Below are 23,731 nucleotides of genomic sequence, written 5' to 3'. Positions count from 1 at the left end.
TTGGGGGCCATCGTCTGGGCGTACGAGGGCAAGCGATACACGATGTATCGATTCTCGCCGGACATCGAACGAGAGATCAAAGAGCTGAACAAGAGCGACAACTGGCATGCGTTGCTGGCTTGGAGCACCGACATCATCCTGATCGTGGGATATGCGGCAGCCTGCCATCTGATCTCGTGGTGGCTCTACCCGGTGGCAGTGCTGGTGATTGGGGCACGCCAGCGAGGTCTCTCCACCATTCTGCACGACTGCGCGCACGGCGTCGGTGCGTCCGACAAGCGGCTGCAGATGGTCCTCGGCACGGTGCTGACGGCCTATCCCATCTTCCAGACGCACTACGCGTACAAGATCTCGCACGTCTTCACCCACCATCCCAAGCTCGGCAACCCCGACGGCGACCCGGACCTGCAGTTCTTCGTGGAGGAAAAGGTCTACACGCCCGCCTCCCGGGCCCGCTACATCGGCCGCGTCCTGGTCTGGCCCGCGCTCGGCCGGCAGACCGTCGCCTACCTGCGTTACCTGGTCCGGAACCGCTATCTGGTGCTCAAGGGCGAAGGCCCGAAGGAACGAGTGGCGTCGCCGGTGCAGCGCCGCAAGGAACGGCTGGACGTGGCCGCCTTCTGGATGTTCTGGGCCGCCGTCACCGGCTTCTGCTGGCACATCGGCGCCCTGGACGAACTGCTGCTGTTCTGGGTGATTCCGTTCCTGACCAGCTTCCAGATCCTCGGGTGGTACATCGAACTCTCCGAGCACACTCCGCTGGTACGGGACCACACGGTCGATCTCTACATGACCCGGAACCGGAAAAGCCGCGGCCTGGAGAAATGGCTGACCGGGATCCACAACGACAACTATCACCTCGAACATCACCTCGATCCGCGGACACCGTTCTGGAACCTGCACAAGGCCCGGGAGATCCGATTGCGCGATCCCAACTACGCGGCGCTCGACGCGATGACCGGCGGGCTGTTCACGAAGGGCCCGCAGGGGCAGCCCAGCGCCCTGGCCACCATCATCCGCATGATGAACGAGCCGGCGACGGCGGACCGCACGGCGGAGACCCACCGTGCCGCGGCCTGAGGAGGCGGGCCGGGCGTACGCCACACGGGAGAGCGCCGCAGTCCACGGTGGTTCCGACGTCCGGATGGGCTTGACCACGCCGGTCGTGACGCCCATCTTTCAGACCGCGGCGTACATGCTGCCCAGCATCGAGGGGGCGGCCGGCATCTTCGACCTGCATGAGGACGGCCACGCCTACACCCGGTTGAACAACCCGACCTGTGACGTGCTGGAAGAGCGGATGGCGCAGATCGACGGCGGGGTCGCAGCCCTCGCCGTGGCGTCCGGGCAGGCGGCCACCGCCCTGGCGGTGCTCAACCTGTGCCAGGCCGGTGACAACCTGGTCAGCTCACGGGAGCTGTACGGCGGAAGCTGGCTGCTGCTGGCCAAGACGCTGCGCCGATTCGGCATCGAGACCCGGTTCGTCAGCCCGGAGGACCCGAAGAACTTCGCCGCAGCCACCGACGAGCGCACCCGGTGCTGGTTCGGCGAGACGCTGCCCAACCCGCGGCTGCGGCTGTTCCCGATCGAGGAGGTCGCCGAGCTGGGCCACGCTCTGGGCGTGCCGCTCGTCCTGGACAACACGATGCTGCCGTACGCTTGCCGGCCGCTCGAGCACGGCGCCGATATCCTGGTCTACTCGGCCACCAAGTACATCGGCGGCCACGGCTCGACGCTGGGCGGCCTGGTGGTGGACGGCGGGCGCTTCGACTGGGACCAGCACGCCGCCCGGTTCCCGCTGTTGACCGAGCCTGACGACGCCCACGGCGGCGTGGTGTGGACCAGGGCGGGCCGGCAGCTCAGCGGTGCGCTCGGCCGCAGCGGCTACCTGCTGAAGATGCGCGAAACGCTGCTGCGCGACCTCGGGCCGTGCCTCAGCCCGTTCAACGCGTTCCTCCTGCTACAGGGCCTCGAGACACTGCCGCTACGGACCCGGGCGCACTCGGACAACGCGCTGGCCGTGGCCCGGTTCCTGGCCGGGCACCCGAAGGTGGCCGACGTGATCCACCCGAGCCTCGCCGCCGGGGCGGACGCCGACCGCGTCGCGCGCTACCTCAATGGCGGTTTCGGGCCGCTGATCTTCTTCGAGCTGGCCGGCGGCCGACCGATGGGCGTGCGGTTCATGGAGGCGCTCCGGCTGATCTCGCATGTGACGAACCTCGGTGACGTGCGCTCCTACGCCACCCATCCGGCCTCGACGACGCACGCGCAGCTTCCGGAGACCGAGCAGCTCGCGGCGGGGGTGACACCGGGCGGCGTACGGCTGGCTGTCGGCGTCGAGCACCCGGCGGATCTCATCGCCGACCTCACGCGGGCGCTGGCGAACGCATGACGTCCCGTCCGCTGGTGGGCCTGCTCGCGCACGGCGAGCATCTCGACGGGGTGGCGTACACCGCCGTGCGCGACGCCTACGTCGAGGCTCTCGCCGATGTCGCCGAGTGTCAGGTGGTGGTCCTGCCGACCCGCCATCTGGACCTCGCCCGATGTCCTGACTGGCTCGACGGCGTGGCCCTCGGCGGGCATCAGTCGAACGTTGCGCCGGAGCACTACGGCGGCCCGCGCACACCCGGCGAGGAGTACGACCCCGGCCGGGATGCCGCGGCCTTCACCCTGCTGCGCGCGGCGATCGCCGCCGGGCGGCCCGTGATCGGCATCTGCCGTGGTCTGCAGGAGCTGAACGTCGCCCTGGGTGGAACCCTGCGCACGTTGGCCGACGGCCGTCATCGGGAGGACCTCACGCTGCCGCGGGACGAGCAGTATCTCCCCGTTCACGATGTGCGGATCGCCTCCGGCGGCCTGCTGCACGATGTTCTGGGTGCCCCGGTCGTCGCGGTCAACTCGTTGCACGGTCAGGCGATCGACGTGCTCGCCAAGCCGCTGAGGGTGGAGGCGCGCGCCGCCGACGGCGTGGTGGAGGCGGCCTCGCGGCCCGGCCCGGCGTTCTGCCTGGGCGTGCAGTGGCACCCGGAGTGGTACGCGAGCACCGATGCGGTCTCCCGGCGGATCTTCGAGGCGTTCGGTGCCGCCTGCCGGGGGGAAGGAGCCGGCCGCCATGCTGGTTGAGGCGGTTCCCGACCGGGTGTTGGCCAGTTGCCTCTTCGACTCCGTCGGCTGGCTGCGGCAGTGGGCGAAGACGCCGATCGAGCAGTGCCGGCAACGGCGGTACGCGGTGGTCGAGCAAGGTCTGCCGGGCTCGTACGAGGTGCTGCCGGTCGCTCTCGTTCGGCATTCGCCGTTCTGGTTCGGCTACGAGCGGCAGACCGGGGTGGCGCCGCTGTCCGAGAGCGACATCACGTTCGCCGGCTCGACGTACTCGATGTACAGCAAGCGGGGAGCGGTGCCAGCCAGGCTGATCCGGGACGCCTACGACCAGGCGCGTATCTGGTCCGCGGCGGGCTGGACCGACCTGCTCGTGGTACCAAACATCACCTCGAGTGGGGTGGACAGCTGGATCGCCGAGGTGGGTGAGCCCGCCGGGCAGGTGCTGCTGGACCGCACCTACCACGCTGAGCTCACCGGCAGCTACGCCGACTATCTGCTCCGGCTCGACAACAAGGTGCGCCGCGACACGCAACGCCGGCTGCGCCGATCCGCCGAGCGCGGGTTGCGGATCCGGCTGTTGTCACCGGATGCCGCCCGGTTTCGGGTCCGGGCCGCGCTGCCGCTGACCGTCGGCACCACCGATGAGCACAGCTGGCCGCCGCTCTACGACGAGGAGACCCTGCACGGCCTGCTGAGCGTGCCGGGTGCCACGATGGCCGTCGCCGAGGTGGACGATCGCCTGATCGGCGTGTTCTTCGGCTTCGTGCACGGTGACGAGGTCACCTTCCTGTGCGGCGGGGTGGATTACCAGAGCCTGCGCGATTTCAGCACCTACGTGGCGCTCATGTACGGCTGTGTCGAGTGGGCGTACGCCAACGGCCTGAAACGGGTGGAGTGGGGCCGGGACAACTACCGCTTCAAGGAGCGGCACGGGCTGACCGGCGTCGACCTGTGGGCGTTGGTGTACGACTTCACGGCCGACCCGCAACGGCGCCGCAAGCTGGCCCGGATGCGGTCGGAGTTGATCGCCTACATCGACGGGCGCCCGGCGTGACAAGCCGCCTGCCCGGGCCGGCACGCTGGCGGATCTTCATGCTCCTCCTCGCCGTGAGCTCGGTGAACGCCGCCTACACGGTCCTCATCCCGCTGGTGCCACAGATCGAGCGCGACGCCGGGCTGGACAAGGCGGGCATCGCGCTGATGTTCGCCGTCTACGCCGGCGCGAAGGCGGTCGCCCAGCCCTTCGGCGGTCTCTGGGTCGATCGTTGGCGGACCGGGCAGGTGGCCCTGCTGTCGCTGCTGCTGATCGCGCTCTGCGTATACCTGCTGGCCATCGCGCGGACGCCGCTGGCCGTGCTGGCCGCGCGGACGGCCTGGGGTGTCGGCGCGGGGCTGCTCACGCCGACGCTTTACCAGGGCGTGACCGAGTTGTGCGTCCGCTACGCCGTTCCGACGAAGCGGGTGATGGCCTGGTTCGGCGGTGCGGCCGTCACCGGCCTGCTGCTGGGGCCGGCCTTCGCGGGCCTGGCCGTCGGCTTCGGACTGTACTGGTTGTGCCTGATCTGCGCGGTGGTGACGGTCGGCACCGGGTTCGGGGTGCACGCGGCGTTGCGGGAGCCGACCGCGGCGGCCGTTCCGGCCGAGGCTGGGACGGCACCGGCCGCCGAGCCGCTGCCCCGCCGGGTCTGGCTCGGCACGGTGGTGCTGTTCGGCGTGCTCGACCTGTTCACCAACCTCGCCTATTCAGCGCTGGAGCCGACCATTCCGCTGTACCTGCGGGACGCGGGCCAGATCTCACTGGTCTTCGTGCTCGGCATGGCCACCTTCGCGGTCGTTTCCTGGCAGCTGGGCCGGTCCCGGGGCGGCCCTCGGCCGGCTGGGCTGATTCTGTTGGGCTGCGCCATCGGCGCGGCCGGCTTCGCCGTGCTGTCGTTCGGCGACTCGGTCTGGGCCGTGGCGCCGGGCATGGTAGTGATCATGGTGAGTCAGCCGATGCTCTACCTCGCCGCCCGTTGGGGGACCGCCGAGTTGCGCGAGACAGGCCGGCCGATGGGGCTGGCATTCGGCATCTTCGGCGCCATCTCCGACTTCGGTTACATGCTCGGGCCGCTGCTCGGCGTCTTCCTGTTCGACCGGCTCGGCCCGCCGGGCTTCACGGTGGTCGGCCTGGTCGGTGCCCTCGGGCTGCTGTGCATCGGCCCGGTCCGCCGGTGGGAGCGCCGGGCCGCGGCAGCGGACGACCGCTGTCCGGCACCGCGCAGGGCAGAGGTACGGACGGCAGCTCTGGTCTCGCACGCTTCCCGCAGTGCGGGAACAATTGAACACGGACCGTAATCGAAGCGAGTGACTTGCTTCACATCAGTACCGCCGGGGGACGTCGCCGGGAGGCCGCACAGCGGCTCTCGCCAAAAGACCGCCCGGTGTCGTGGAAATGCGCCCTCCGGCAGATGGGCGCAATCATCACCGACCGCGCACGGGGTGGCCGGGGATCGATAGGAGTGCCTACCATGGGCCACAGGCACCTGACGCCGGGCGCTCGCAACACCGAGTGCTGATCAACGGCGTGGGACAGGGTCGGGCCGACGGGGGACGCAGGCCGACGAAGCTGCCGTTCTCCCTTCGCGCGTACCGCCACCGATGATGGCCGCAACGCTCATCCGAACCGGAGGAACCATGCAGACCACCGGCACCGAATTCCACTCGTCCGTCGCCCTACCCCGGGTGCAGGAGCTCGCCGAGAGCGTGTATCGGCACCCGGCGCTCAACAACGCGTTCTACGAGTTGTGGCGGTCGGAGGAGCTGCCCGCCGAGCAGGTGGAAATTGTGGCTCGGAACTTCTACGCCCAGGTGGCACCGACCGCGGACCGCATCGCGCTCGTCTTCCTGCGAATGGCCCCTGAGGACGTCGAGGCCCGCGCCGAGACCATCGAGAACCTGAACGACGAGCTCGGGCTCGGCGACCCCGGCAAGGTGCACACCGTCCTGCTGAAGAACTTCTTCAGTGCGCTCCTCTCCCACCTGCACGGCCGCACGGTGACGTTCGACGAGATCGACTCGACGGTCCTGCCGGCGACCCAGCGGCTGATCGAGGAAGGAGCGCGACTCTTCGGCAACGAGCGGGTCCAGGTCGGCTGCGGCGCGCTGCTGGCCCAGGAATGGCACGCCTATTCGCAGCTCGTCTACCTCTACGAGGGTGCCCGGAACTACATGCACCGCTTCAGCGGGCTCGAGGAGTTCCACGAGCACTGCGAGTACTTCTACCTCCACATCGGAGCGGCTGAGAAGGAGCACAAGTTGCACTCCGTCTCGACCGCAGCCTCGTTGTGCCGTACGCCCGAGGAACTCGAGGCGCTGACGCACGGCTTCACCGCCTACCTCGACCTGTTGGCCGACTTCTGGCAGGAGTTGCACGACGCGCTCCGGGTGCCGGCCACGGCCGGTGTGGCGTGACGGGTGAGCCCTATTCCTCGTGAGGTCGTCGTCATCGTCGATCCGGTACGGGCCGGCACCAGAATTCCCCAGCTGTTCAACGGCCAGGGGTACCGGTGCGTCAGCGTGCTGAGCGACGAGAGCGTCTCGGATTTCTGGCGCGCCTCCTTCCGCCCTCAGGATTTCCTGCACACGTTCCATGAGGCGGACGGGATCGAGAGCATCCTGGCCGGGCTCTCCGCGTACGAGGTGGCCTGTGTGCTGCCCGGCGGAGAGTCCGGCGTCAACCTCGCCAGCCGGTTGGGCGAGCGGCTGTCCGGCCAACCCAGCCTTGATCCCGCGACCGCGGCCGCCCGACGCGACAAGTACCACATGGCCGAAACCCTGCGCAGCCGCGGGTTGGCCGCGATACCGCACTGCCGTACCGCCGACATCGAGGTCGCGCTGGACTGGTTGCGTGCCCGTCCGGATCCGCACGTGGTGGTCAAGCCGCTGGCCGGCACGTCGGCCGAGGGCGTGCACTTCTGTGACTCCGCCGAGGCGGTGCGGCGGGCGTTCAGCGACCTGCAGGGCTCGGTCAGCCTGTTCGGTGAGGTCAACCAGGACGTCCTGGTGCAGCAGGACATCCTGCACGGCGGCGGCGTGGAGTACACAGTGAACTCGGCCAGCTCGCGCGGACGGCACCACATCACCGACATCTGGCGGATGCGGCGCGAGATGGTCGGCGCCACGGCGGTCTGTGTTTACTCCGATCTGGTGCACCCCGACGAGCCGGAACATCCGGCGCTGGTGGCGTACTGCGCCGACGTGCTGACCGCGCTCGGTGTCCGCGACGGCGTGGGGCACAGCGAGATCATGCTGACCCGCGACGGCCCGGTGCTCATCGAGACCGGCACCCGCATCGAGGGCGCCTGCGATCCGGCGATCGCGTTGCAGCTGACCGGCCACAGCCAGAACTCCCTGCTCGTGCCGGCGTACCTCGATCCGCAGGGTTTCGGGCATGCCATCACCCGGCCGTGGCCGCAACCGGCGCGGCAGGCACGGCACGTGTACCTGCTCTGCCCGGTCGCCGGTCCGGTGGTGAACCCGCCGGACTTCGGCCCGATTCGGCGGTTGCCGTCCTTCGCCGGCCTGGACACCACCCTGGATGCCGTGCCCGCCCTGCAGCCCACGGTCAACCTCGCCACCTGTCCCGGCAATCTGTATCTCGTCGCGGCTGACCGGGACCGCATCGAGGAGGACTACGCGGCCCTGCGCGATCTGGAGAAGGCGCTCTACGGCCGCATGCTGGGCGCGGCATGAGGCACTACCGGCAGGTGCTGGCCGTGCCCGGCCTCCGTCACACGCTGCTCTCCGGTTTCCTGGTCAAGCTGGCCGTGATCGCGATTCCGATCGTGTTCACGCTACAGGTGTCGGTGGGGCTGGGCCGGAGTCTGGCCGCGGCCGGCCTGGTGATCGGGGTCTGGCTGGCCGGCACCATGGCCGGATCGGTGGTGGCCGGTCGGGCCATCGACCGCTGGGGCCTGCGGCCCGTCGTGCTGGTGTCCGCGCTGGCGCAGGGCGCCTTCTGGAGCGTCGCCGCACTGCTGCCGTATCCGGTGCTGGTGGTCGCCGCCGTGCTCGACGGCCTGCTCCTGGTCACCGGGTCCACGGTGGTGCGACTGGCGATGGCGCGCGCGCCTGAGCCGTACCGACCGGCCGGCTTCGCGCTCGACACCCTGACCACGCAGGTGTCCTATCTGATCGGCCCGGCGTTGGCCGCGACCCTGGCCACCCAGATCTCGCCGGCGGCCGCCACCCGTGCGCTCGGCGCGTTGCTGCTCGCCGGCGGTCTCGTCCTGGCCGCGACTGCGCCCAACGCGATAATCGCAAAACCCCGGCACCGCCCGCCGCGCCTGCGCCCGAGCGCTCGCCTGTTGGCGATCCTGGCCTGCACCGTCGCCGCCGGAGTGGTGGCCTCCGGATTCGAGATATCGGTCGTAGCCACGCTGCGGGCGCAGGGCGCGATGGCCACCCTCGGCCTCCTGCTCGCCGCCTGCGGTGCCTACGCCATCGTGGGCAGTCTCCTCGCCGGTGGCACGGCTCGTCCGGTGCGTCCCTGGGCGGTCACCGCACTACTCGGGGCAGCCGCCATGCCGCTCGGTCTGGTCACCGACTGGCGCCTGCTCCTCCTCGCCGTCGCGCCCGCCGCGATGTTGTCGGCCGCCGCCTTCGCCACGACCGCAGCAGCGGCCAGCGCCGAAGCGCCCGCCGACGCAGAGGGGCAGACGCTCGGCCTGTACGGCGCCGCCCTCTCGGCTGGCAACAGCGCCGGTGCCCCGATCGCCGGGCTGGCGGGCAGCTCGCTCGGCCCCGGTTGGGGTTTCACGGCGGCCGGCTCGGTCGCGTTGGCCGTCGGACTGCTGGCGAGCCTGCCACTGCGATCTCGCGCGCCTCTCGCGCTCGCGAACGCCTCGAAAGGGATCACATGAACACGCCGTCGAACGTGGTCATCGTCGACTCGTACGCGCCGACCAGGCGGCTGGCCGAGGAGTTCGGCAGGTCCGGTGCCGGCCTGGTCCGGGTGCAGAGCACACCGGAGGTGCCGGCCGTCTATCGCGGCTCGTTCGACGTCAACGGCTACCTGGCGAACCTGGTGCACGACGGCGATCTCGCCGCCACCGCCCGAGCCGTCGCGGCCTACCACCCGGTGGCGGTCGTTCCCGGTGGGGAGGTGGGCGTCGAGCTGGCCGACGCGCTTGCCGAGCGGCTCGGCCTGCCCGGCAACGGCGTCGAGCTGAGCCCCGCCCGGCGCGACAAGTACCTGATGATCGAGACGGTCCGGCGGGCCGGCCTGGCCGCCGCCCGCCAGCGGCTCGTCACGGAGCCCGCCGAGGCCGCCGAATGGCACCGGTCGGTCGGCGGCCGGATCGTGATCAAGCCGCTGCGCAGCGCGGCCGGCAACGGCGTGCACTTCTGCGACCACCCAGACCAGTCGCGCCGCGCCGCCGAGCGCCTGCTCGGCGCCGACAACGTCTTCTCCCAGACCAACACGGCGCTGGTGGCGCAGGAGTACCTGCGAGGAACCGAGTACATGGTGAACACCGTCAGCCGCGACGGCCACCACCGGATCTGCGAGATCTGGCGGACCACCCGGATCGCCGCCAACGGGGTCCTCGACCTGTCCGACACGGTGTACCTCATGCCGCAGGCTGGCCCGGTGCAGGAGACCCTCGGCGAGTACGCGGGCCGCGTCCTGGACGCGCTCGGCATCCGGCACGGCCCGGCCCACATCGAGATCAAGCTGACCGGCGACGGGCCGGTGCTGGTAGAGGTGGGCGCCCGCATCTGCGGGGCCAACCTGCCGTACTACGCCCAGATCGCGCAGGGCGGATCGCAGCTGGACTGGACGGTGGCGGCGTACCTGCGGCCGTCCTGGTTCCTGGAGAATTACGCGAAGCCGCGGCCGCCGGGCCTCTCGTGTGCCTACGTCGGGCTGGTCAGCCCGGTCTCCGGCGTGCTGCGCGGATACCGGCACCTCGACCGGATCCGTGAGCTGGAAAGCTTCTTCGAGATGTCGGTTGTGGTGCAGCCAGGGCAGCCGATTCGGCCCACCGTCGACGACGTCTCCTATCCGGCCCTGGTCGTCCTCATGCACGAGGCCGAGGAGACCGTCCTGCGCGACGCGAACACCATCAGATATCTCGACGGGGCCGACATGTACGACGTACCCCCCGAACAGGCCGACGGATCGGAGAACTGACGATGCCGGCAGTGCACATCCACCAGGACCGGGCCTCCAGCGCACGCCGCTGGATCGAACGCTGGGACCATCAGCAGGAGGCCTTCCGGCCTGAGCGGCAGTCCCAGTTCACCGCGATGATCGACGTGGTCGAGGAGGTGGCCGGGCGGCCCGACCCGCTCGTCGTCGACCTGGGCAGCGGTCCCGGCCCGATCGGCGTACGGCTGCTCGAGCGGCTGCCGCGGGCGACCGTCGTCTCGGTGGACGCCGATCCGCTGCTGATCGACCTGGGCCGCTCGGCGTACGGCACCCTGCCGGGGCTGCGCTTCGTCGACACCGACCTGCGCGACCCGATCTGGCCGGAACGGCTGGAGCTGAGCCGTCCGGCGGATGCGATCGTCAGCGCGACCGCGCTGCACTGGCTGGATCCGGCGGTGCTCGTCGAGGTATACGCGGCCGCGGCGCGGTTGCTGCGCCCGGGCGGCATCCTGCTCAACGGAGACGAGCTGCCGCGGGACCGCAGCGCCGAGCCGGTCCTGGCCGGCATCGAGCGGGCCCTGCACGTACGCCAGCGCGCCCGGCTGTCCATGCCCGACGGCGCCGGAGCCTGGCACGAGTGGTGGGACGAGGTGAGCCGGGATCCGCTGTTCGCGACCGCCGTGGCCGACGCCCGGCGCCGCGGATACGACAGTCGCAACCACGCCGACCTGTCCGCCGACGTCGCCACCAACCTGGCGGCGTTGCGCACAGCCGGCTTCACCGAGATCGGCACCATCTGGCAGCGCGGCGAGGATCGGCTTCTCTGTGCCGTCGCCGCGCCACGTACCTCATGAGGCTGCTCGGCCCGACCCCGCAGAACAGCTGGCGGGTCACCCGGACCGAGGTCGACCTGCGCCGACCGGTGCCGCCCAGCCGGCCGGTCACCATCGCGGCCGAACCGCAGCGGCTGACTCTGGACCTGTCCCGCACCGTGTTGCTGGTCGTCGACATGCAGAACGACTTCTGTCACCCGGACGGCTGGCTCGCCACCCGGGCCGGCCTGGACGTCTCCGGCGCGCCCGCGCTCATCTCGGTCATCGCCGAGCTTCTTCCCGAGGTGCGGGCGGCGGGCGTGCCGGTGGTGTGGCTGACCTGGGCGAGCCGGCCCGACCGGATGAATCTGGCGCCGGGCGTTCTGCACGCGTACGACATCGACGCCACCGGCACGGGCATCGGCGAGCCGGCACCAGGATCCGGCCGCCCCGCACTGCAGGAGGGCGCCTGGGGCACGCAGATCGTGACCGGGCTGGTGCCGGACGCGGCGGACATTCACGTCGCCAAACACCGGATGAGTGGGTTCTTCGACACCCCGCTGGACTCGATCCTGCGGAACCTGCGTACGGACACGGTCCTGTTCGCCGGGGTCAACGCCGACCAGTGCGTCATGGCGACGCTGACCGACGCGGCCTGCCTCGGCTACGACGCGGTGCTGCTTGAGGACGCGGTCGGGACGACGTCGCCGGAGTACTGCATGCAGGCGACGCTCTACAACGTACGCCGCTGTTACGGCTTCACGGCGACGGCCGCCGGGCTCGTCACAGCGTTGCGGTCCGGTCGGCGGCCGTGAGCGTGGTGTTCATGGTGAGTGCCGTGCCCTCGGCGTCCAGGTCGAGAGTCACGGTCACCGCACCGAGCTGCCCCGTGCTGGTGACGTGTGTGCCACCGCACGGCACGGTCACCGTGCCGTCCGGCAGCGCACAGTTCCAGGTGCGCCGCGCGGACAGCTCCTCGGCGGGGGCGTCGACCCAGACCGGGAGGTCGGCCTCGGCCCAGCTCGTCATCAGGTTGTTGATCCGCTCGGTCACCTCGGGCAGACGGGCCGCCAGGTCGTCGGTGACGAAGCCCTTCTTGCGCAGCGACTTGCCGAGGCGGTAATCGTCGCGGCTGCCGTACGGGTGGATCCGCGACACCGTGAGGGCCGCCCCGTCGAAATTCGGACGGCCTCGCACGTCGGCCGGCACGGTCTTGCGCCAGCTGTCCGCGAACGCCTCGTTGATCGCCAGGGTGACCAGTTCGCACGCGGTGTGGCCGGCGGACAGGCCCCGCCGGCGCTCCTCGTCGACGGCCAGCTCGGCCGGGTCGCCGGGGCTCACGCCGTCGAGGTCGCCGGTCACCACGTGCACCACGTGCCAGTCCCAGTCCTCAGCGCCCCGGCGCACCGGGATGTCGTCGCCGAGCAGCAGCGACCCGGCGTCGTGGGCCACGGCACCGATCACGCAGTCCACCACCGGCACCGGCACCCCGCCGACGGTCAGCACGCCCAGGTCGGCGGGGTGGTCGGGCCAGGTGTGGTCCACCGGGTGGAACGGCGTCCGGTCGCAGATCACGCCCCACCGGTGGTCCGGCAGGGGCACGATCGCGCGTACCGTCGCCGTGCCGTGCACGGCCCCCTGGGGGAAGGTGATCCGAGTATCTACCACGCCGATTCCCTTTCCGATCACCTCGCCCCAGGCCGGCCGGTCTCACCCCACGTCGAGGGCGAGCAGATCGGCCACCGTCTCCCGTCGAATCAGCTCGCGCGCGACGCCGTTGGCGATGCCGATGACCGGAGGGCGAGGGGTGTGGTTGAAATTGCTCGACAAGCTGCGACAGTATGCACCGGTGGCCGCGACAACCAGCAGGTCACCCACGCGGACGTCACCGGGCAGATACGCATCGCGCACGACGATATCACCGGCGTCGCAATGCCGGCCGACGACGCGCACCAGCACCTGCTCCGCAGTGGACACCCGATTACCGACGGTGACCGTGTAGTCCGCGCCGAACAGCGCCGGACGGATGTTGTCGCTCATGCCGCCGTCGACCGCGACGTACGTCCGCAGCCCCTGTCGTGGTTTCACGGTGCCGACGCGGTAGAGCGTGCAGCCGGCCTGCCCGGTGATCGCCCGGCCCGGTTCGATCGCCAAGCGCGGCGGAGTCAGCCCGAGTCGGCTGCTCTCCTCCTGCACGGCGGCGCGGATGGCCGCCGCCAGCGCGGCCGGACCCAGCGGGTGATCCTTGCTGGTGTACGCGATACCGAAGCCACCGCCCAGGTTGAGCTCGGGGAGTTCCCGGTTGTGCTCGGCGGCGAGCTCGGCCAGCACCCCGATCGCCCGCCGGGCGGAGATCTCGAACCCGGACGAGTCGAGGATCTGCGAGCCGATGTGGCTGTGCAGGCCGCGCAGGTCGAGGACGTCGGCAGCGAGCACCCGCCGCACCGCCTCGTGCACCTCGCCTGCGCTCACCGAGAACCCGAACTTCTGGTCCTCGTGCGCGGTCGCGTTGTGGTCGTGCGCGTCCGACCGCACGCCCACGGTCGCGCGCAGGAGCACCCCCGGCCGCTTGCCGAGACGTCGGGCGAGGGCGGTGAGTCGCTCGATCTCGTCGAAGGAGTCCACGACAACGCGGCGGATGTCCAGCGTGAGCGCCAGCTCCAGCTCGCGATCGGACTTGTTGTTGCCGTGCAGCAGCATGCGTCCGGGCGGGAAGCCCGCCGCGAGCGCCACCTCCACCTCGCCCTCGGTGCAGACGTCGAGGAAGAGCCCGGTGTCGGCCACGTGCCGGACGACCGCTTTGCACAGGAAGGCTTTGGCGGCGTAGTGCACGTCGACGTCCTGGAACGCGTCCCGGAACAGCTCGCACTGCTGCCGGAACGCCTCCTCGTCGAACAGGTAGGCCGGTGTGCCGAACCGGTCGGCCAGCGCCACCACGTCGACCCCGCCGATCCGGACGACCCCGTCGTCGTCGCGGTGCACCGACGGCGCCCACAGCGAGGTCGGCAGTGCGCGGTGGTCCGGCGGGCTCAGCCATCCCGGTGCCTGCACAGTCGGTCCGGACGGGCTCGTGCGGGTGTCGATCAAATCGGGCTGTGTGGTCACGTGTCACTTCTTTCTAGCTCGTCCGAGAGGTGCTTGTCATGCGGTGGCGGCGCGGCCGCCGTGCCGGACGGACCGGCCTCCGCCCGGCTCAGCGGCCGGATCTGGGCGAGGGCGATGCCGGACAGGACGATCAGGCCGCCGACGATCTGCGGTGGCGCCAGCACCTCGTTGACCAGCAGCCAGGCGAGGACCGCGCCGATCAGGACCTCCGCGGTGCCCAGTACGCTGGCCGTGGGCGAGGCCAGATAGCGCAGTGCTGCCACCTCGGAGACCGCGGGCATCGCGGTGGAGAGCACTCCGATGACCAGCACGAGTAGCCACACCACCTGCGGGAAGCGGGGTATCCCGCCGGCCTCGGTGAGCCGCTCGAACGGAAACGTCCACACCGGTCGGATGATGGCGAACATCACAGCGGCCGAGACCGCACCCCAGGTCACCAGGCCGATCGGGTCGAACTCGTTCAGCCCGCGCTCGGCAAAAAGGTAGAAGCAGGTCAGGCACAATGCGGTGGCGGCCGCGGCGGCGAGACCGACCGGGTCGAGGCCGCTGCCGCGGGAGTCCCACACCTGACCGACGAACGCGGAACCGATCAGCACCAGGGCGGCTCCCGCCCACGTCAACCCGGGCAGGCGGGTCCCTCGGACCAGACGGACCCAGAGGGCCACCCAGACCGGCGCGGTGAACTGGATCAGCAGCGCGATGCCAATCGGAATCCGGGAGATCGCCTCGAAGTAGAACGTCTGCAGCAGCAGGTAGGACGTCACGCCGTACAGCATCAGCATCGGCAATTGCCGCAACCGGATGCGCAGCTTCTGCGGTGCCCACAACAGAACGATCAAAAGCAGCAGCGCCGCCGACACGGTCTGCCGCATCTGGGACAGCTGCATCGGCGTGAAACCGGCGGCCAGGACCGACTGCGACAGCGGTCCGCTGGTGGCGAATCCGGTCGCGCCGAGAAGTGCCAGGCCGATGCCGATGTGCCGGCCCCGGTTGGTCGCCGGGCCATTCCGCGGAATGGTCGGCGCCAACTTTTGCTCAGTCAAGTTTCTATCCTCCAGAAAAGAATTCCTGACACCGGACTCGTCTCACCAACGACGTGCCTCGCCGAAGAAGTCGGGGATCCGGTGCAGGCGGCCCTCCCGCAGGGCCAAACGGTGGACCATGTGGCCGACCGCGAGATCGAGAACGCCCAGGCCGAACGGGGAGAAAATCGTCGGCCGGTCCGTGTCGAGGATCGCCTCGCCGCGCAGCACGTCGGCGAGCACTCCGGACACGAAGTTCCGGTGCCCCAACTGCTGCTCCAGCAGGTGCGGCGACGTGTCGGCCTTGAGGCAGTGCTCGACGTCGTCCAGCACGTTGTTGCTGTCCTCAAGCACCTCGGGCGCCAGGTCCCGCAGGGAGACGTTGAGGACCACCTGACCCGGCCGGAAGGGGGTGTCGATGTACGGGCGGGCCGCAGTGGTCGCCAGCACCACCAGGTCGCTGCCGAGCGCCTCGGGCAGATCGGTCACCCGGGCTCCGCCGTCAAGCCGGTCGGTGACGTGTGCCGCGAGCGCCGACGCGGAGACGTCGTCCAGGTCGTGGCAGCGGACGTCGCCCAGTCCGATACCGACGGTGGCCAGGTAGTGGCAGATGGTCCGGGCGATGATCCCGGCACCCACCACGCCGACCGTGGCCGGTGTGGTGGTGGCGAGGGTCCGGGCCGCCAACGCGGCCGACGCCGCAGTGCGGGCCGCGCTGATCGCCGCCGACTCCAGTACCGCTATCGGGTAGCCGGTGCGGTAGTCGTTGAGCACCAGCACCGCCGAAGCCCGCGGCAGCTGACTGGTGATGTTGCCCGGGAAGCTGGCGATCCACTTCAGGCCGGCGACACCCACCTCACCGCCGAGGTAGGCGGGCAGCGCGATGATCCGCGCCTCCGGCTTGTCCGGGAAGCGGAGGAAGTAGCTGTCCGGGTTCACGCTGTCTCCCGCGGCGTGCACCAGATAGGCGGCGCGCACCTGCTCGACCACGTCCTTCTCCCGGCCGTCGAGCAGGTCGGCCACATCCCGGCCGCTGATCACGGCGAACTCCGGTGCGGTCAACCGCTCATTCTGTTCAGGCACGAGCCACTCCCAGGGTCAGGTAGTCGGTGAGGAAACGCGGTGCCAGCGGCACACTCGGATCGAGCGCCTGCTCGCCGAGGTGGGAGATCACCCACGCGTCGTTGTAGATCGTGTCGAGGTATCGCTCACCGAGGTCCGGGCTGATGGCCAGCACCCGGCTGCCGATGTCGATCCGGTCTGCCATCCCGGCCACGGCGGCCAGCACCGTACCGGTGGAGCCGCCGATGAGCAGGCCCCGCTCCGCGGCGATCCGGCGGCACATCCGTACCGTGTCGGTCTCGGGGATGAGCACCTTCATCAGCGAGTCGTGGTCGACGAAGATCTCCGGCCGGCGGCTGGTACCCAGTCCCGGGATGTACCGCCGCTGCGGAGGCGTGTCGAAAGTGACCGAGCCCACCGAGTCGACTGCGACGACCTGGGTGTGTGCCTCGCGCGCTCGCAGCCCCTCCACACACCCCATCAGCGTGCCGGTGGTGCCGGCACCGACGAACAGCCAGTCCGGCGTGCCGCACTCGTCGAGAATCTCGTTGATCGTGTGCTTGCGGTGGGCATCGACGTTCGCCGGGTTGGCGTACTGGTTGAGCCATACCAGGTTCTCGTCCTGAGCGATTCGATTCTGGATGTATTCGATGCGCCGCTGCAGATAGCCGCCGTTGGCGTCGCGCTCCTTGACCACGACGATCCGGGCACCCAGTGCGCGCATGTGGTGGATCGTACGGTCGGCGGTGTTCGGATCGGTCACCAGAGTGAGAGGGTAACCCCGTGCGGCACTGATGATCGCCAGAGCGATCCCCAGGCTGCCCGAAGTGGACTCGATCAGCTCGCTACCGCGTCGGATCCGTCCGCTCGCTTCCGCAGCGCAGATCATCTCCCGCGCCGTCTTCAGCTTGATCGACCCAGCCGGATTGAGCCCTTCAAGCTTGAGAATGATGTCGACGCCGGGCGCAAGACCTCCCAAGGACACGAACGAGGCGCCGTTTGTCAGGTCCCACAGCTCTTCCGCGATCACAGTTCGATTCCTTCCCCCATGCCTCGACGTATGGATGCCCGCGTCGTTCAGTCGCCGAGCCGCTCGGCGATGCGATCGGCCAGCTCACGTGGCCGGGTGGTGTTCAGGTAATGGCCGCCGCCGTTCAGCACGCTGACCTCGATCCGCGGTGCCAGAACACGCCAACCTGCGTCCGGGGCCGGCGTGCCGGTGACCACCGGATCGTCCGAGCCGAACAGCAGAGTGGCCGGCCCGTCGAGCACGGTTCCGGTGCGTACCAACTCCGCACCGAGCGCCCGGGAGCAGCCGGCGTCGTAGCGGAAGGCCGCGGCCAGGTCGGCCCAGCCGTCCTCGGGCAGGCCGGCCAGACCGTCGAGCCGGGTGATCCGGGCGAGGAAATCCCGAATGTCGGCGTCCGACGGCGAGTCGGCGGCGGTCGCCCGCTGCGGCTCCGTGCTGTGCAGCACCGAACCGACCAGGAACAGATGCCGGACCGGTGTGCCCGCCCGGTCCAACCGCGCGGCCGTGGCCAGCGCGAGCGTCGCACCGGCCGAGTGGCCGAGCAGGGCGACCGGGCCGCGTACCCGCCCGACGATCTCACCGGCCAGGTCGGCGACGAGCTGACCGGCCGGCACCTGGGCGCGGCGGTCGCCGCGGTCCCGAGCCGGCAGGTCGACACCGAGAACGCGAATCGCCGGATCGCGCTCCCGCAGGGCCCGGGCCAGCGGCAGGTAACTGACCGCTCCCCCACCGGCGAACGGCACGCAGACCAGGGTCACCGCGTCGTCTTCGGCCCGGCCGCCCGAGCCGAGTTCCAGCAGCAGATCTCGCCCGGCCGCCCGAAGGTCGCCGCCGGGTGGCTCGAGCAGCTCGGCCAGCAGAGACGCGGTCGGCCGGCTCAGCAGATCCCGAACGCCGACGCCGAGCAGGGTCGCGACCCGCATCGCGGCCAGGGAGTGACCGCCCAGATCGAAGAAGTTGTCCTGCACGCCGATCGAGTCGGTCGGTACGCCGAGCACGGCCGCGAATGCCTCGACGGCGGCGCGCTCCCGATCGTCGGCGGGTGGCTGAACCACCGTTCGAGCCTGGTCCTCGACGGTCTCGGCGACCAGCGCGGCACGGTCCACTTTGCCGTTGCGGGTCAGCGGGAACTCATCGCGATGCACCACGGCGTCGGGGAGCATCTGCGGCGGCAGCAGCTCCGCGAGACCGGAGCGGACGGTGTCCAGCCGGTTCGGACCCGGACCGGTCAGGTGCGCGACCAACCGGGCCCTGGTGCCGCTGCCGGCGAGTACCACGACGGCCTGGTCGACCCCGGGGAGCCGGGTCAGCGCCACCTCGATCTCGCTCAACTCGATCCGATGGCCGCGCACCTTGACCTGTTGGTCGTCCCGGCCGGCGCAGTCCAGGAAGCCGGCCGGCAACCACCGGCCGACGTCGCCGGTCCGATACATCCAGCGGGAGCGCTCGTCGATGGTGTTCTCCCGGAACGCCGCGGCGGTACGGTCCGGGTCGTTGACGTAGCCCAGACCCACACCGGTGCCGGTCACCCAGATCTCGCCGTACGTGCCGAGCGGCGCGAAACCACCACGAGCGCGCAGCACGTAGACACCGGTGTTGGCGATGGCCCGACCGACCGGGGTCCGGTCACCGACCACCGGCTCGGTCATGACGTGATGCGTGACGTCGTCCGAGGCCTCCGTCGGGCCGTACGCATTGATCAGCGGCACGTCGGAGCGCGCGAACCACCGCTGGGTCAGCCGAGGCGGCAGCGCCTCACCGGTCACCATGGTCCAGCGCAGGTCCGTGAGCTCGACCGGCCGGGCGTCCAACTCGGTGAGCAGGGCGTCGAGGTACGACGGCACCACCTCGAGAATGGTGATCCGCTCCTCGGCGATCTGTCCGAGGAAGGTCCGCGGGTCGGCGACGGCGTCGTTGCCGATCACCACCGTGCGGCCGCCGACGAGCCAGGCGGACAGCAGCTGCCAGACCGAGATGTCGAAGGTCTGGCCGGCCACCTGGGCGACCCGGTCCGCCGCTGACAGTTCCAGATCGTCCACCTTGGCGATCAGGTGGTTGAGCATGCCACGGTGGTGGATGAGGGCACCCTTGGGCGTACCGGTCGACCCCGACGTGAAGATCACATACGCCGGGTCGTCCGGGCCCACGACCTCGTCCGGGCCGGCGGGTTCGCCATCCGCCAGGTCGGCGGCACCGACCCGGATGATCTGCGCCGGCAGTCCGGACAGCGTCGATTCGGCCGGTTCGTCGGTGGTCAGCACGTACCGGCTGCCGCTGGTCTCGACCATGCCGGCGACGCGGGCGGACGGACCAGAGACGTCCAGCGGCAGGTAAACGGCGCCACGGCGGAGCACCGCCAGCACACTTACCGCCCAGATCAGCCCGCGGTCCATGGCCAGCGCGACGACATCCCCGCGGCCCACGCCGGCGCGGTGCAGGATGCCGGCCACCGCCCTGGACGCCCGGTCCAGTTCGCGGTAGGTCAGCTGCGCCGAGCCGTCCCGCACCGCCACCGTGTCGGGCCAGCGCTCCACGGTCTGGGCTACCGCGTCCAGGACGGTCCCGGCCGGCAGTTCCCGGTTGCGTCCCTGCAGTTCCTCGGTCAAGCGGTGCAGCTCCGCCGGGCTCAGCAGGGACACCGCGCGGTGGTCGGCGTCCTCGTTCCCCACCAGGGCCTCCAGGGCGCGGCCGTAGTAGCCTGCGATCCGGGCCACCTGGTCGGGATGAAACCGCCTCGGGTCGTAGTGCAGGGCGAGGCCGACTTCGTCGCTCAGCGCGTCCTGCCAGAACTCCGCGCGGAACGGGAACTCGGTGCGCGAGGTGATCCGGGAGCGGACCAGGTCGAAGCCCCGCCCCTCGCTGAGGTCCTTCAGCACATGGAAATGGGTGAAGTTGAAGACCGCGTCGAAGGGGGTCTGCCGGCCCTCCCGGAGCCGGATGATGTCGGCGATCGGGTAGCGACGGTACGGCAGCAGGCCCAGCTCGGTCCGGTAGACCGACCGGATGATGTCGGCCCAGCTCCCGGCAAGATCCGGCAACCGGAACGGGATGGTGTTGAGGAACTGGGCCACCACGTTCTCGCCGCCGAGTTCCTCGGGCCGTCCGCTGTGCTCGTATCCGGTGATGACGTCATCCGTGCCGCTCACCAGTCCCAGCACGACGAGGTGTGCGGCCATGAGCACGGACTTGACCGGTACGCGCAGCCGCTCGGCCAGGCGCCGGATGCCGTCCGACACCTCCGCGGACACGGGCACGTCGTGGAAGACCACGCCCGGGCCGGTGGCCGGCGGCGTCTCGGCCGTCGAGATCCGGCACACCTCGGCCCCGTCCAGGTGCTCGAGCCAGAACTGGCGCTGCTCGGATGACTGCTGCGCGGCCTGCTCCAGCCGCAGGAAGTCCGGGTAGGAGACGGACCCGGACGCCAGCTCCGGCCGGCCGCCGTCGCGCACCGTCAGATAGGCGTCGAACAGATCGCGGTTGAGGGTACCGACGCTCCAACCGTCGAGCAGCGCAGCGTGGTAGCTGAGGGTGTACCAGGAGCCGCGCTCGCCGAGGAGGTACACGTGCACCCGGACCAGATCGGTCGCTCCGGGCTCGAAGCCGCGGGCGAGTTCCTCCTCGTGCAGCCGGTCGAGCGCCGCGTCCTGCTCCGCCGTCCCAGCGCCGGTCAGGTCCACCACGGTGAGCGGCAGCGGCACCTCCCGGTGGACCAGTTGCAGCGGGCGGGAGTATCCCGCGACGTGGAAGGAGGTGCGCAATGCCGGGTGCCGGGCGACGACCGCCTCAAGGGCCACCCGGAAGGCGGTCACGTCGATCGTCTCCGCGACGTGGTAGGTGGCGACGTCGTGGTAGAGGCCGGATTCGGCCCGCCCCAACGTCTCGAACATCAGCCCTTCCTGCAAGGCGCTCAACGGGTACGCGTCGACGACTCCGGCCGGTAGCCGCTCCCGGTCGGCGGCGTCGAGAAGCGCGAACGGCTGCTCGCCGGTCCGGTCGGAGCCGGCCTCCGCCGTCGTCACCACACCCGCCAGCTCGGCGATCACCGGGTGTGCGAACAGATCCTGGAAGGAGAAGGACAGGCCCGCCGCCCGGGCACCCGCGAGCACCCGGATGAATTTGATGGAATCCCCGCCGAGGCTGAAAAAGTCGTCGGTGACGCCCACCCCGCCGACGCCGAGCGCCTCCTCCCAGATCGCGACCAGCGTCTTCTCAATCTCGGTGCGGGCGGCCACGTGCTCCTGGCCGGCGCGGGTGCGCTCCGGTTGCGGCAGCCGCCGCAGGTCGCGCTTACCGTTGTGGCTGGTGGGGATCTCCGGCACGAGCATCAGGAACTGCGGCACCATGTACGGCGGCAACTGCTCCCGGAGCAGGTTCAGCAGCCGGCTCTCCTGGTAGTCGCCGCCCACCACGAGGTACGCGCACAGGACCCGGTCCCCGCTGCCATCCTCGACCGCCGCCACGGCGCACTCCATGACACTGGCATCGCGCTGGGCGACGTGCTCGATCTCGCCCAGCTCGATCCGATAGCCGCGGATCTTCACCTGGTTGTCGATCCGCCCGAGATATTCGATGGTGCCGTCCGGCAGCCAGCGTGCCAGGTCACCGGTGCGGTAGACGCGCTCACCGGCCAGCTCGGGGTGCGGCACGAACCGGTCGGCGGTGAGCTCCGGCGCGTTGAGGTAGCCGCGGGCCAGGCCGACGCCCGCGATGCACAGCTCACCTGGCGTACCGATCGCGGCGGTCGCACCGGTGCGAGTGAGAACGTGCAGCCGGATGTTGTCGATCGGGCTGCCGATGGGCACCGATCGGCGAGGGTCGGCCTCGGCGCAGTCGAACCAGGAGACGTCGACCGCGGCCTCCGTCGGGCCGTAAAGGTTGTGCAGCTCGGCGTTGGGGAGCACCTGCTTGAAGAGGGACACCTGGAGCGGGGTCAGTGCCTCGCCGCTCGCGATGACGAGGCGGAGCGTGTCCAGGCCGGCCCGGGTTCCGGCGGCGGACCGATACTGCAGGAACGCCTCGAGCATGGACGGCACGAAGTGCATGGTGGTCGCGCCGGAGGCGGCGACCCGCTCGGCGACCAGTTCCGGGTTCTTCTCCTGCCCGGACGGCAGCACAGCGACCGCACATCCGGCGATCGACCACCAGAAGATCTCCCAGACCGACACGTCGAAGCTGATCGGTGTCTTGTGCAGGATGACGTCGTCGGTGCCGAGCGGGAACCGGCGCTGCATCCAGAGCAGTCGGTTGACGATGGCCCGGTGCTCGATCATCACGCCCTTGGGGCGGCCGGTGGAACCGGAGGTGTAGATGACGTACGCCAGGTCGTCCGGGCCGACCTCGACGTCCGGGTTCTCCTCCGGCTGGTCCGCCGTCTCCGGGCCGGCCACGTGCAGGAAGTTCACCTCGGGGCCGACCAGGGGACGCGAGGCGTCGTCGCCGATCACCGTGGTCGCGCCGCTGTGCTCGATGAGATAGGCGATCCGGGCCGGCGGCAGGGTCGGATCGATGGGGAGGTACGCCCCGCCTGCCTTGAGCACGCCGTACATGGCGGTCAACGACTCGACCGAGCGCGGCAGGCAGACACCGATCACCGTGCGGGGCGGCACCGACAGCTCGGCCAGCCGATGGGCGATGCGGTTGGCGCGCCGGTTCAGCCGATCGAAGCTGGTGCCGTCGTCGACGATCGCGACCCGGTCGGGCACGAGTGCCGCCTGCCGCTCCAGGAACCGGTGCAGCGGCACCGGAGCCGGGTAGTCGTAGTCGGTGTCGTTGAAGCCGCGCAGCAGGGCCCTCTCCGCGTCGTCTGCCGCGAGCAGCGGAGCCAGCGGGCGTTCGACGTCGGCGACCAGTGCGGCGTGGATCCGGATGTAGGCCGCCAGGAGGCGGGACGCGGTCACCTCGGCGAACAGATCCGAGCGGTAGCGGATCTCGACGTCGCCGCCGACCGGGTCGATTCGCAGGCGCAGGGCCCGCTCCGGCCGGTCCTCTTCCGTGCCGACACCGACCAGCAGGTCGCTGGGCGCGAGCCCGGCCTCGTCGAACAGCGCCTGGACGGGCACGTCGGCGGACTGCAGGGCCGCCAGGTAGCTGGCCCGAACCTGGGACAGCAGCCCGCGGGCCGTGGCGGCGCCGTCGACGGTCACCGAGAGGGGCAGCACACCCCGGGCACCGTCGGCCAAGACCCAGACGGACTCGCAGTCGGTGGCCCGGGCCGCCACCACGGCGAGCACCGCGAGGTGCAGGACGGTCTCCAGGTCGGCATCGCCGCGGGTGATCCGGCCGGCGGCGTGCCGGGCCGACTCGTCCAGCCGGCCCCGGAGGCGGCCCTCCGGTCGTTCCGAAAGCTGGCCCAGCCAGTCCCGGGTGAGCACGGTGGATTCGGGGTTCCGGGCAATCTCGGCCCGCCAGAAGTCCGCCTGCTCGGGGTGCTGGTTCAGGGCATGGTGCACCTGCACCATCGTGGTCACGG

General features: G+C 70.4%; 17 protein-coding genes. 11 read left to right on the top strand and 6 right to left on the bottom strand.

All coding sequences use genetic code 11. The features are described 5' to 3' along the window. From Vqi01_RS19665 to Vqi01_RS19615, 11 genes are all read left to right on the top strand, one after another. Positions 1–1,080, top strand: coding sequence for a fatty acid desaturase family protein (locus Vqi01_RS19665; protein ID WP_204036283.1), 1,080 nt, complete (start codon positions 1–3; stop codon positions 1,078–1,080). Beyond that, positions 1,067–2,392: an O-acetylhomoserine aminocarboxypropyltransferase/cysteine synthase family protein gene (locus tag Vqi01_RS19660; protein ID WP_239098508.1), complete on the top strand. Its 1,326-nt coding sequence runs from the start codon at positions 1,067–1,069 to the stop codon at positions 2,390–2,392. Before Vqi01_RS19665 ends, Vqi01_RS19660 begins: the two co-directional genes overlap by 14 nt. Beyond that, on the top strand, positions 2,389–3,123 hold the full coding sequence (locus Vqi01_RS19655) for a gamma-glutamyl-gamma-aminobutyrate hydrolase family protein (protein WP_204036282.1): 735 nt from the start codon (positions 2,389–2,391) through the stop codon (positions 3,121–3,123). The genes Vqi01_RS19660 and Vqi01_RS19655 overlap by 4 nt, the downstream gene beginning before the upstream one ends. Continuing rightward, positions 3,113–4,156 carry a GNAT family N-acetyltransferase gene (locus Vqi01_RS19650; RefSeq protein WP_204036281.1) on the top strand — a complete coding sequence of 348 codons (1,044 nt, stop codon included), beginning with the start codon at positions 3,113–3,115 and terminating at the stop codon, positions 4,154–4,156. Before Vqi01_RS19655 ends, Vqi01_RS19650 begins: the two co-directional genes overlap by 11 nt. After that, positions 4,153–5,436 carry an MFS transporter gene (locus tag Vqi01_RS19645; RefSeq protein WP_204036280.1) on the top strand — a complete coding sequence of 428 codons (1,284 nt, stop codon included), beginning with the start codon at positions 4,153–4,155 and terminating at the stop codon, positions 5,434–5,436. Before Vqi01_RS19650 ends, Vqi01_RS19645 begins: the two co-directional genes overlap by 4 nt. Before the next feature lie 339 nt (positions 5,437–5,775). Beyond that, complete coding sequence (locus Vqi01_RS19640) at positions 5,776–6,552, top strand: iron-containing redox enzyme family protein (protein ID WP_204036279.1); 777 nt, start codon at positions 5,776–5,778, stop codon at positions 6,550–6,552. Between the two features lie 3 nt (positions 6,553–6,555). Further along, positions 6,556–7,833: an ATP-grasp domain-containing protein gene (locus Vqi01_RS19635; RefSeq protein ID WP_204036278.1), complete on the top strand. Its 1,278-nt coding sequence runs from the start codon at positions 6,556–6,558 to the stop codon at positions 7,831–7,833. Beyond that, positions 7,830–9,002, top strand: a complete 1,173-nt coding sequence (locus Vqi01_RS19630) for an MFS transporter (protein ID WP_204036277.1) — start codon at positions 7,830–7,832, stop codon at positions 9,000–9,002. The genes Vqi01_RS19635 and Vqi01_RS19630 overlap by 4 nt, the downstream gene beginning before the upstream one ends. Continuing rightward, the gene (locus Vqi01_RS19625) at positions 8,999–10,273 is read left to right on the top strand and encodes an ATP-grasp domain-containing protein (protein WP_204036276.1); all 1,275 of its coding nucleotides are present in this window, start codon (positions 8,999–9,001) and stop codon (positions 10,271–10,273) included. Before Vqi01_RS19630 ends, Vqi01_RS19625 begins: the two co-directional genes overlap by 4 nt. Positions 10,274–10,275: 2 nt before the next feature. Next, complete coding sequence (locus tag Vqi01_RS19620; protein WP_204036275.1) at positions 10,276–11,085, top strand: class I SAM-dependent methyltransferase; 810 nt, start codon at positions 10,276–10,278, stop codon at positions 11,083–11,085. Next, positions 11,082–11,858, top strand: coding sequence for a cysteine hydrolase family protein (locus tag Vqi01_RS19615; RefSeq protein ID WP_204036274.1), 777 nt, complete (start codon positions 11,082–11,084; stop codon positions 11,856–11,858). Before Vqi01_RS19620 ends, Vqi01_RS19615 begins: the two co-directional genes overlap by 4 nt. Here Vqi01_RS19615 and Vqi01_RS19610 read toward each other — a convergent pair. Genes Vqi01_RS19610 through Vqi01_RS19585 form a run of 6 tightly spaced genes read right to left on the bottom strand, consistent with a single transcriptional unit; the run spans position 11,827 to position 23,720 of the window. Beyond that, positions 11,827–12,711 (bottom strand): alanyl-tRNA editing protein, encoded by an 885-nt coding sequence (locus Vqi01_RS19610; protein ID WP_204036273.1) that lies wholly within the window; start codon positions 12,709–12,711, stop codon positions 11,827–11,829. The two genes, Vqi01_RS19615 and Vqi01_RS19610, sit on opposite strands and share 32 nt — an antisense overlap. Before the next feature lie 42 nt (positions 12,712–12,753). Then, entirely contained in the window at positions 12,754–14,148 is a 1,395-nt protein-coding gene (gene lysA, locus Vqi01_RS19605; RefSeq protein ID WP_239098507.1) for a diaminopimelate decarboxylase, read from the bottom strand. Continuing rightward, entirely contained in the window at positions 14,145–15,191 is a 1,047-nt protein-coding gene (locus Vqi01_RS19600; RefSeq protein WP_204036272.1) for an EamA family transporter, read from the bottom strand. Before Vqi01_RS19600 ends, lysA begins: the two co-directional genes overlap by 4 nt. A gap of 42 nt (positions 15,192–15,233) precedes the next feature. Beyond that, on the bottom strand, positions 15,234–16,253 hold the full coding sequence (sbnB, locus tag Vqi01_RS19595) for a 2,3-diaminopropionate biosynthesis protein SbnB (protein ID WP_239098506.1): 1,020 nt from the start codon (positions 16,251–16,253) through the stop codon (positions 15,234–15,236). After that, entirely contained in the window at positions 16,246–17,262 is a 1,017-nt protein-coding gene (gene sbnA, locus Vqi01_RS19590) for a 2,3-diaminopropionate biosynthesis protein SbnA (RefSeq protein WP_204036271.1), read from the bottom strand. Before sbnA ends, sbnB begins: the two co-directional genes overlap by 8 nt. Positions 17,263–17,309: 47 nt before the next feature. Next, the gene (locus Vqi01_RS19585; protein ID WP_239098515.1) at positions 17,310–23,720 is read right to left on the bottom strand and encodes a non-ribosomal peptide synthetase; all 6,411 of its coding nucleotides are present in this window, start codon (positions 23,718–23,720) and stop codon (positions 17,310–17,312) included. Positions 23,721–23,731: the final 11 nt, after the last annotated feature.

This window comes from Micromonospora qiuiae (assembly GCF_016863555.1).
Taxonomy (GTDB): Bacteria; Actinomycetota; Actinomycetes; order Mycobacteriales; family Micromonosporaceae; genus Micromonospora; species Micromonospora qiuiae.
Note: the sequence above shows the minus strand (reverse complement) of the source record. Positions and strands in the feature narration are given on the sequence as shown.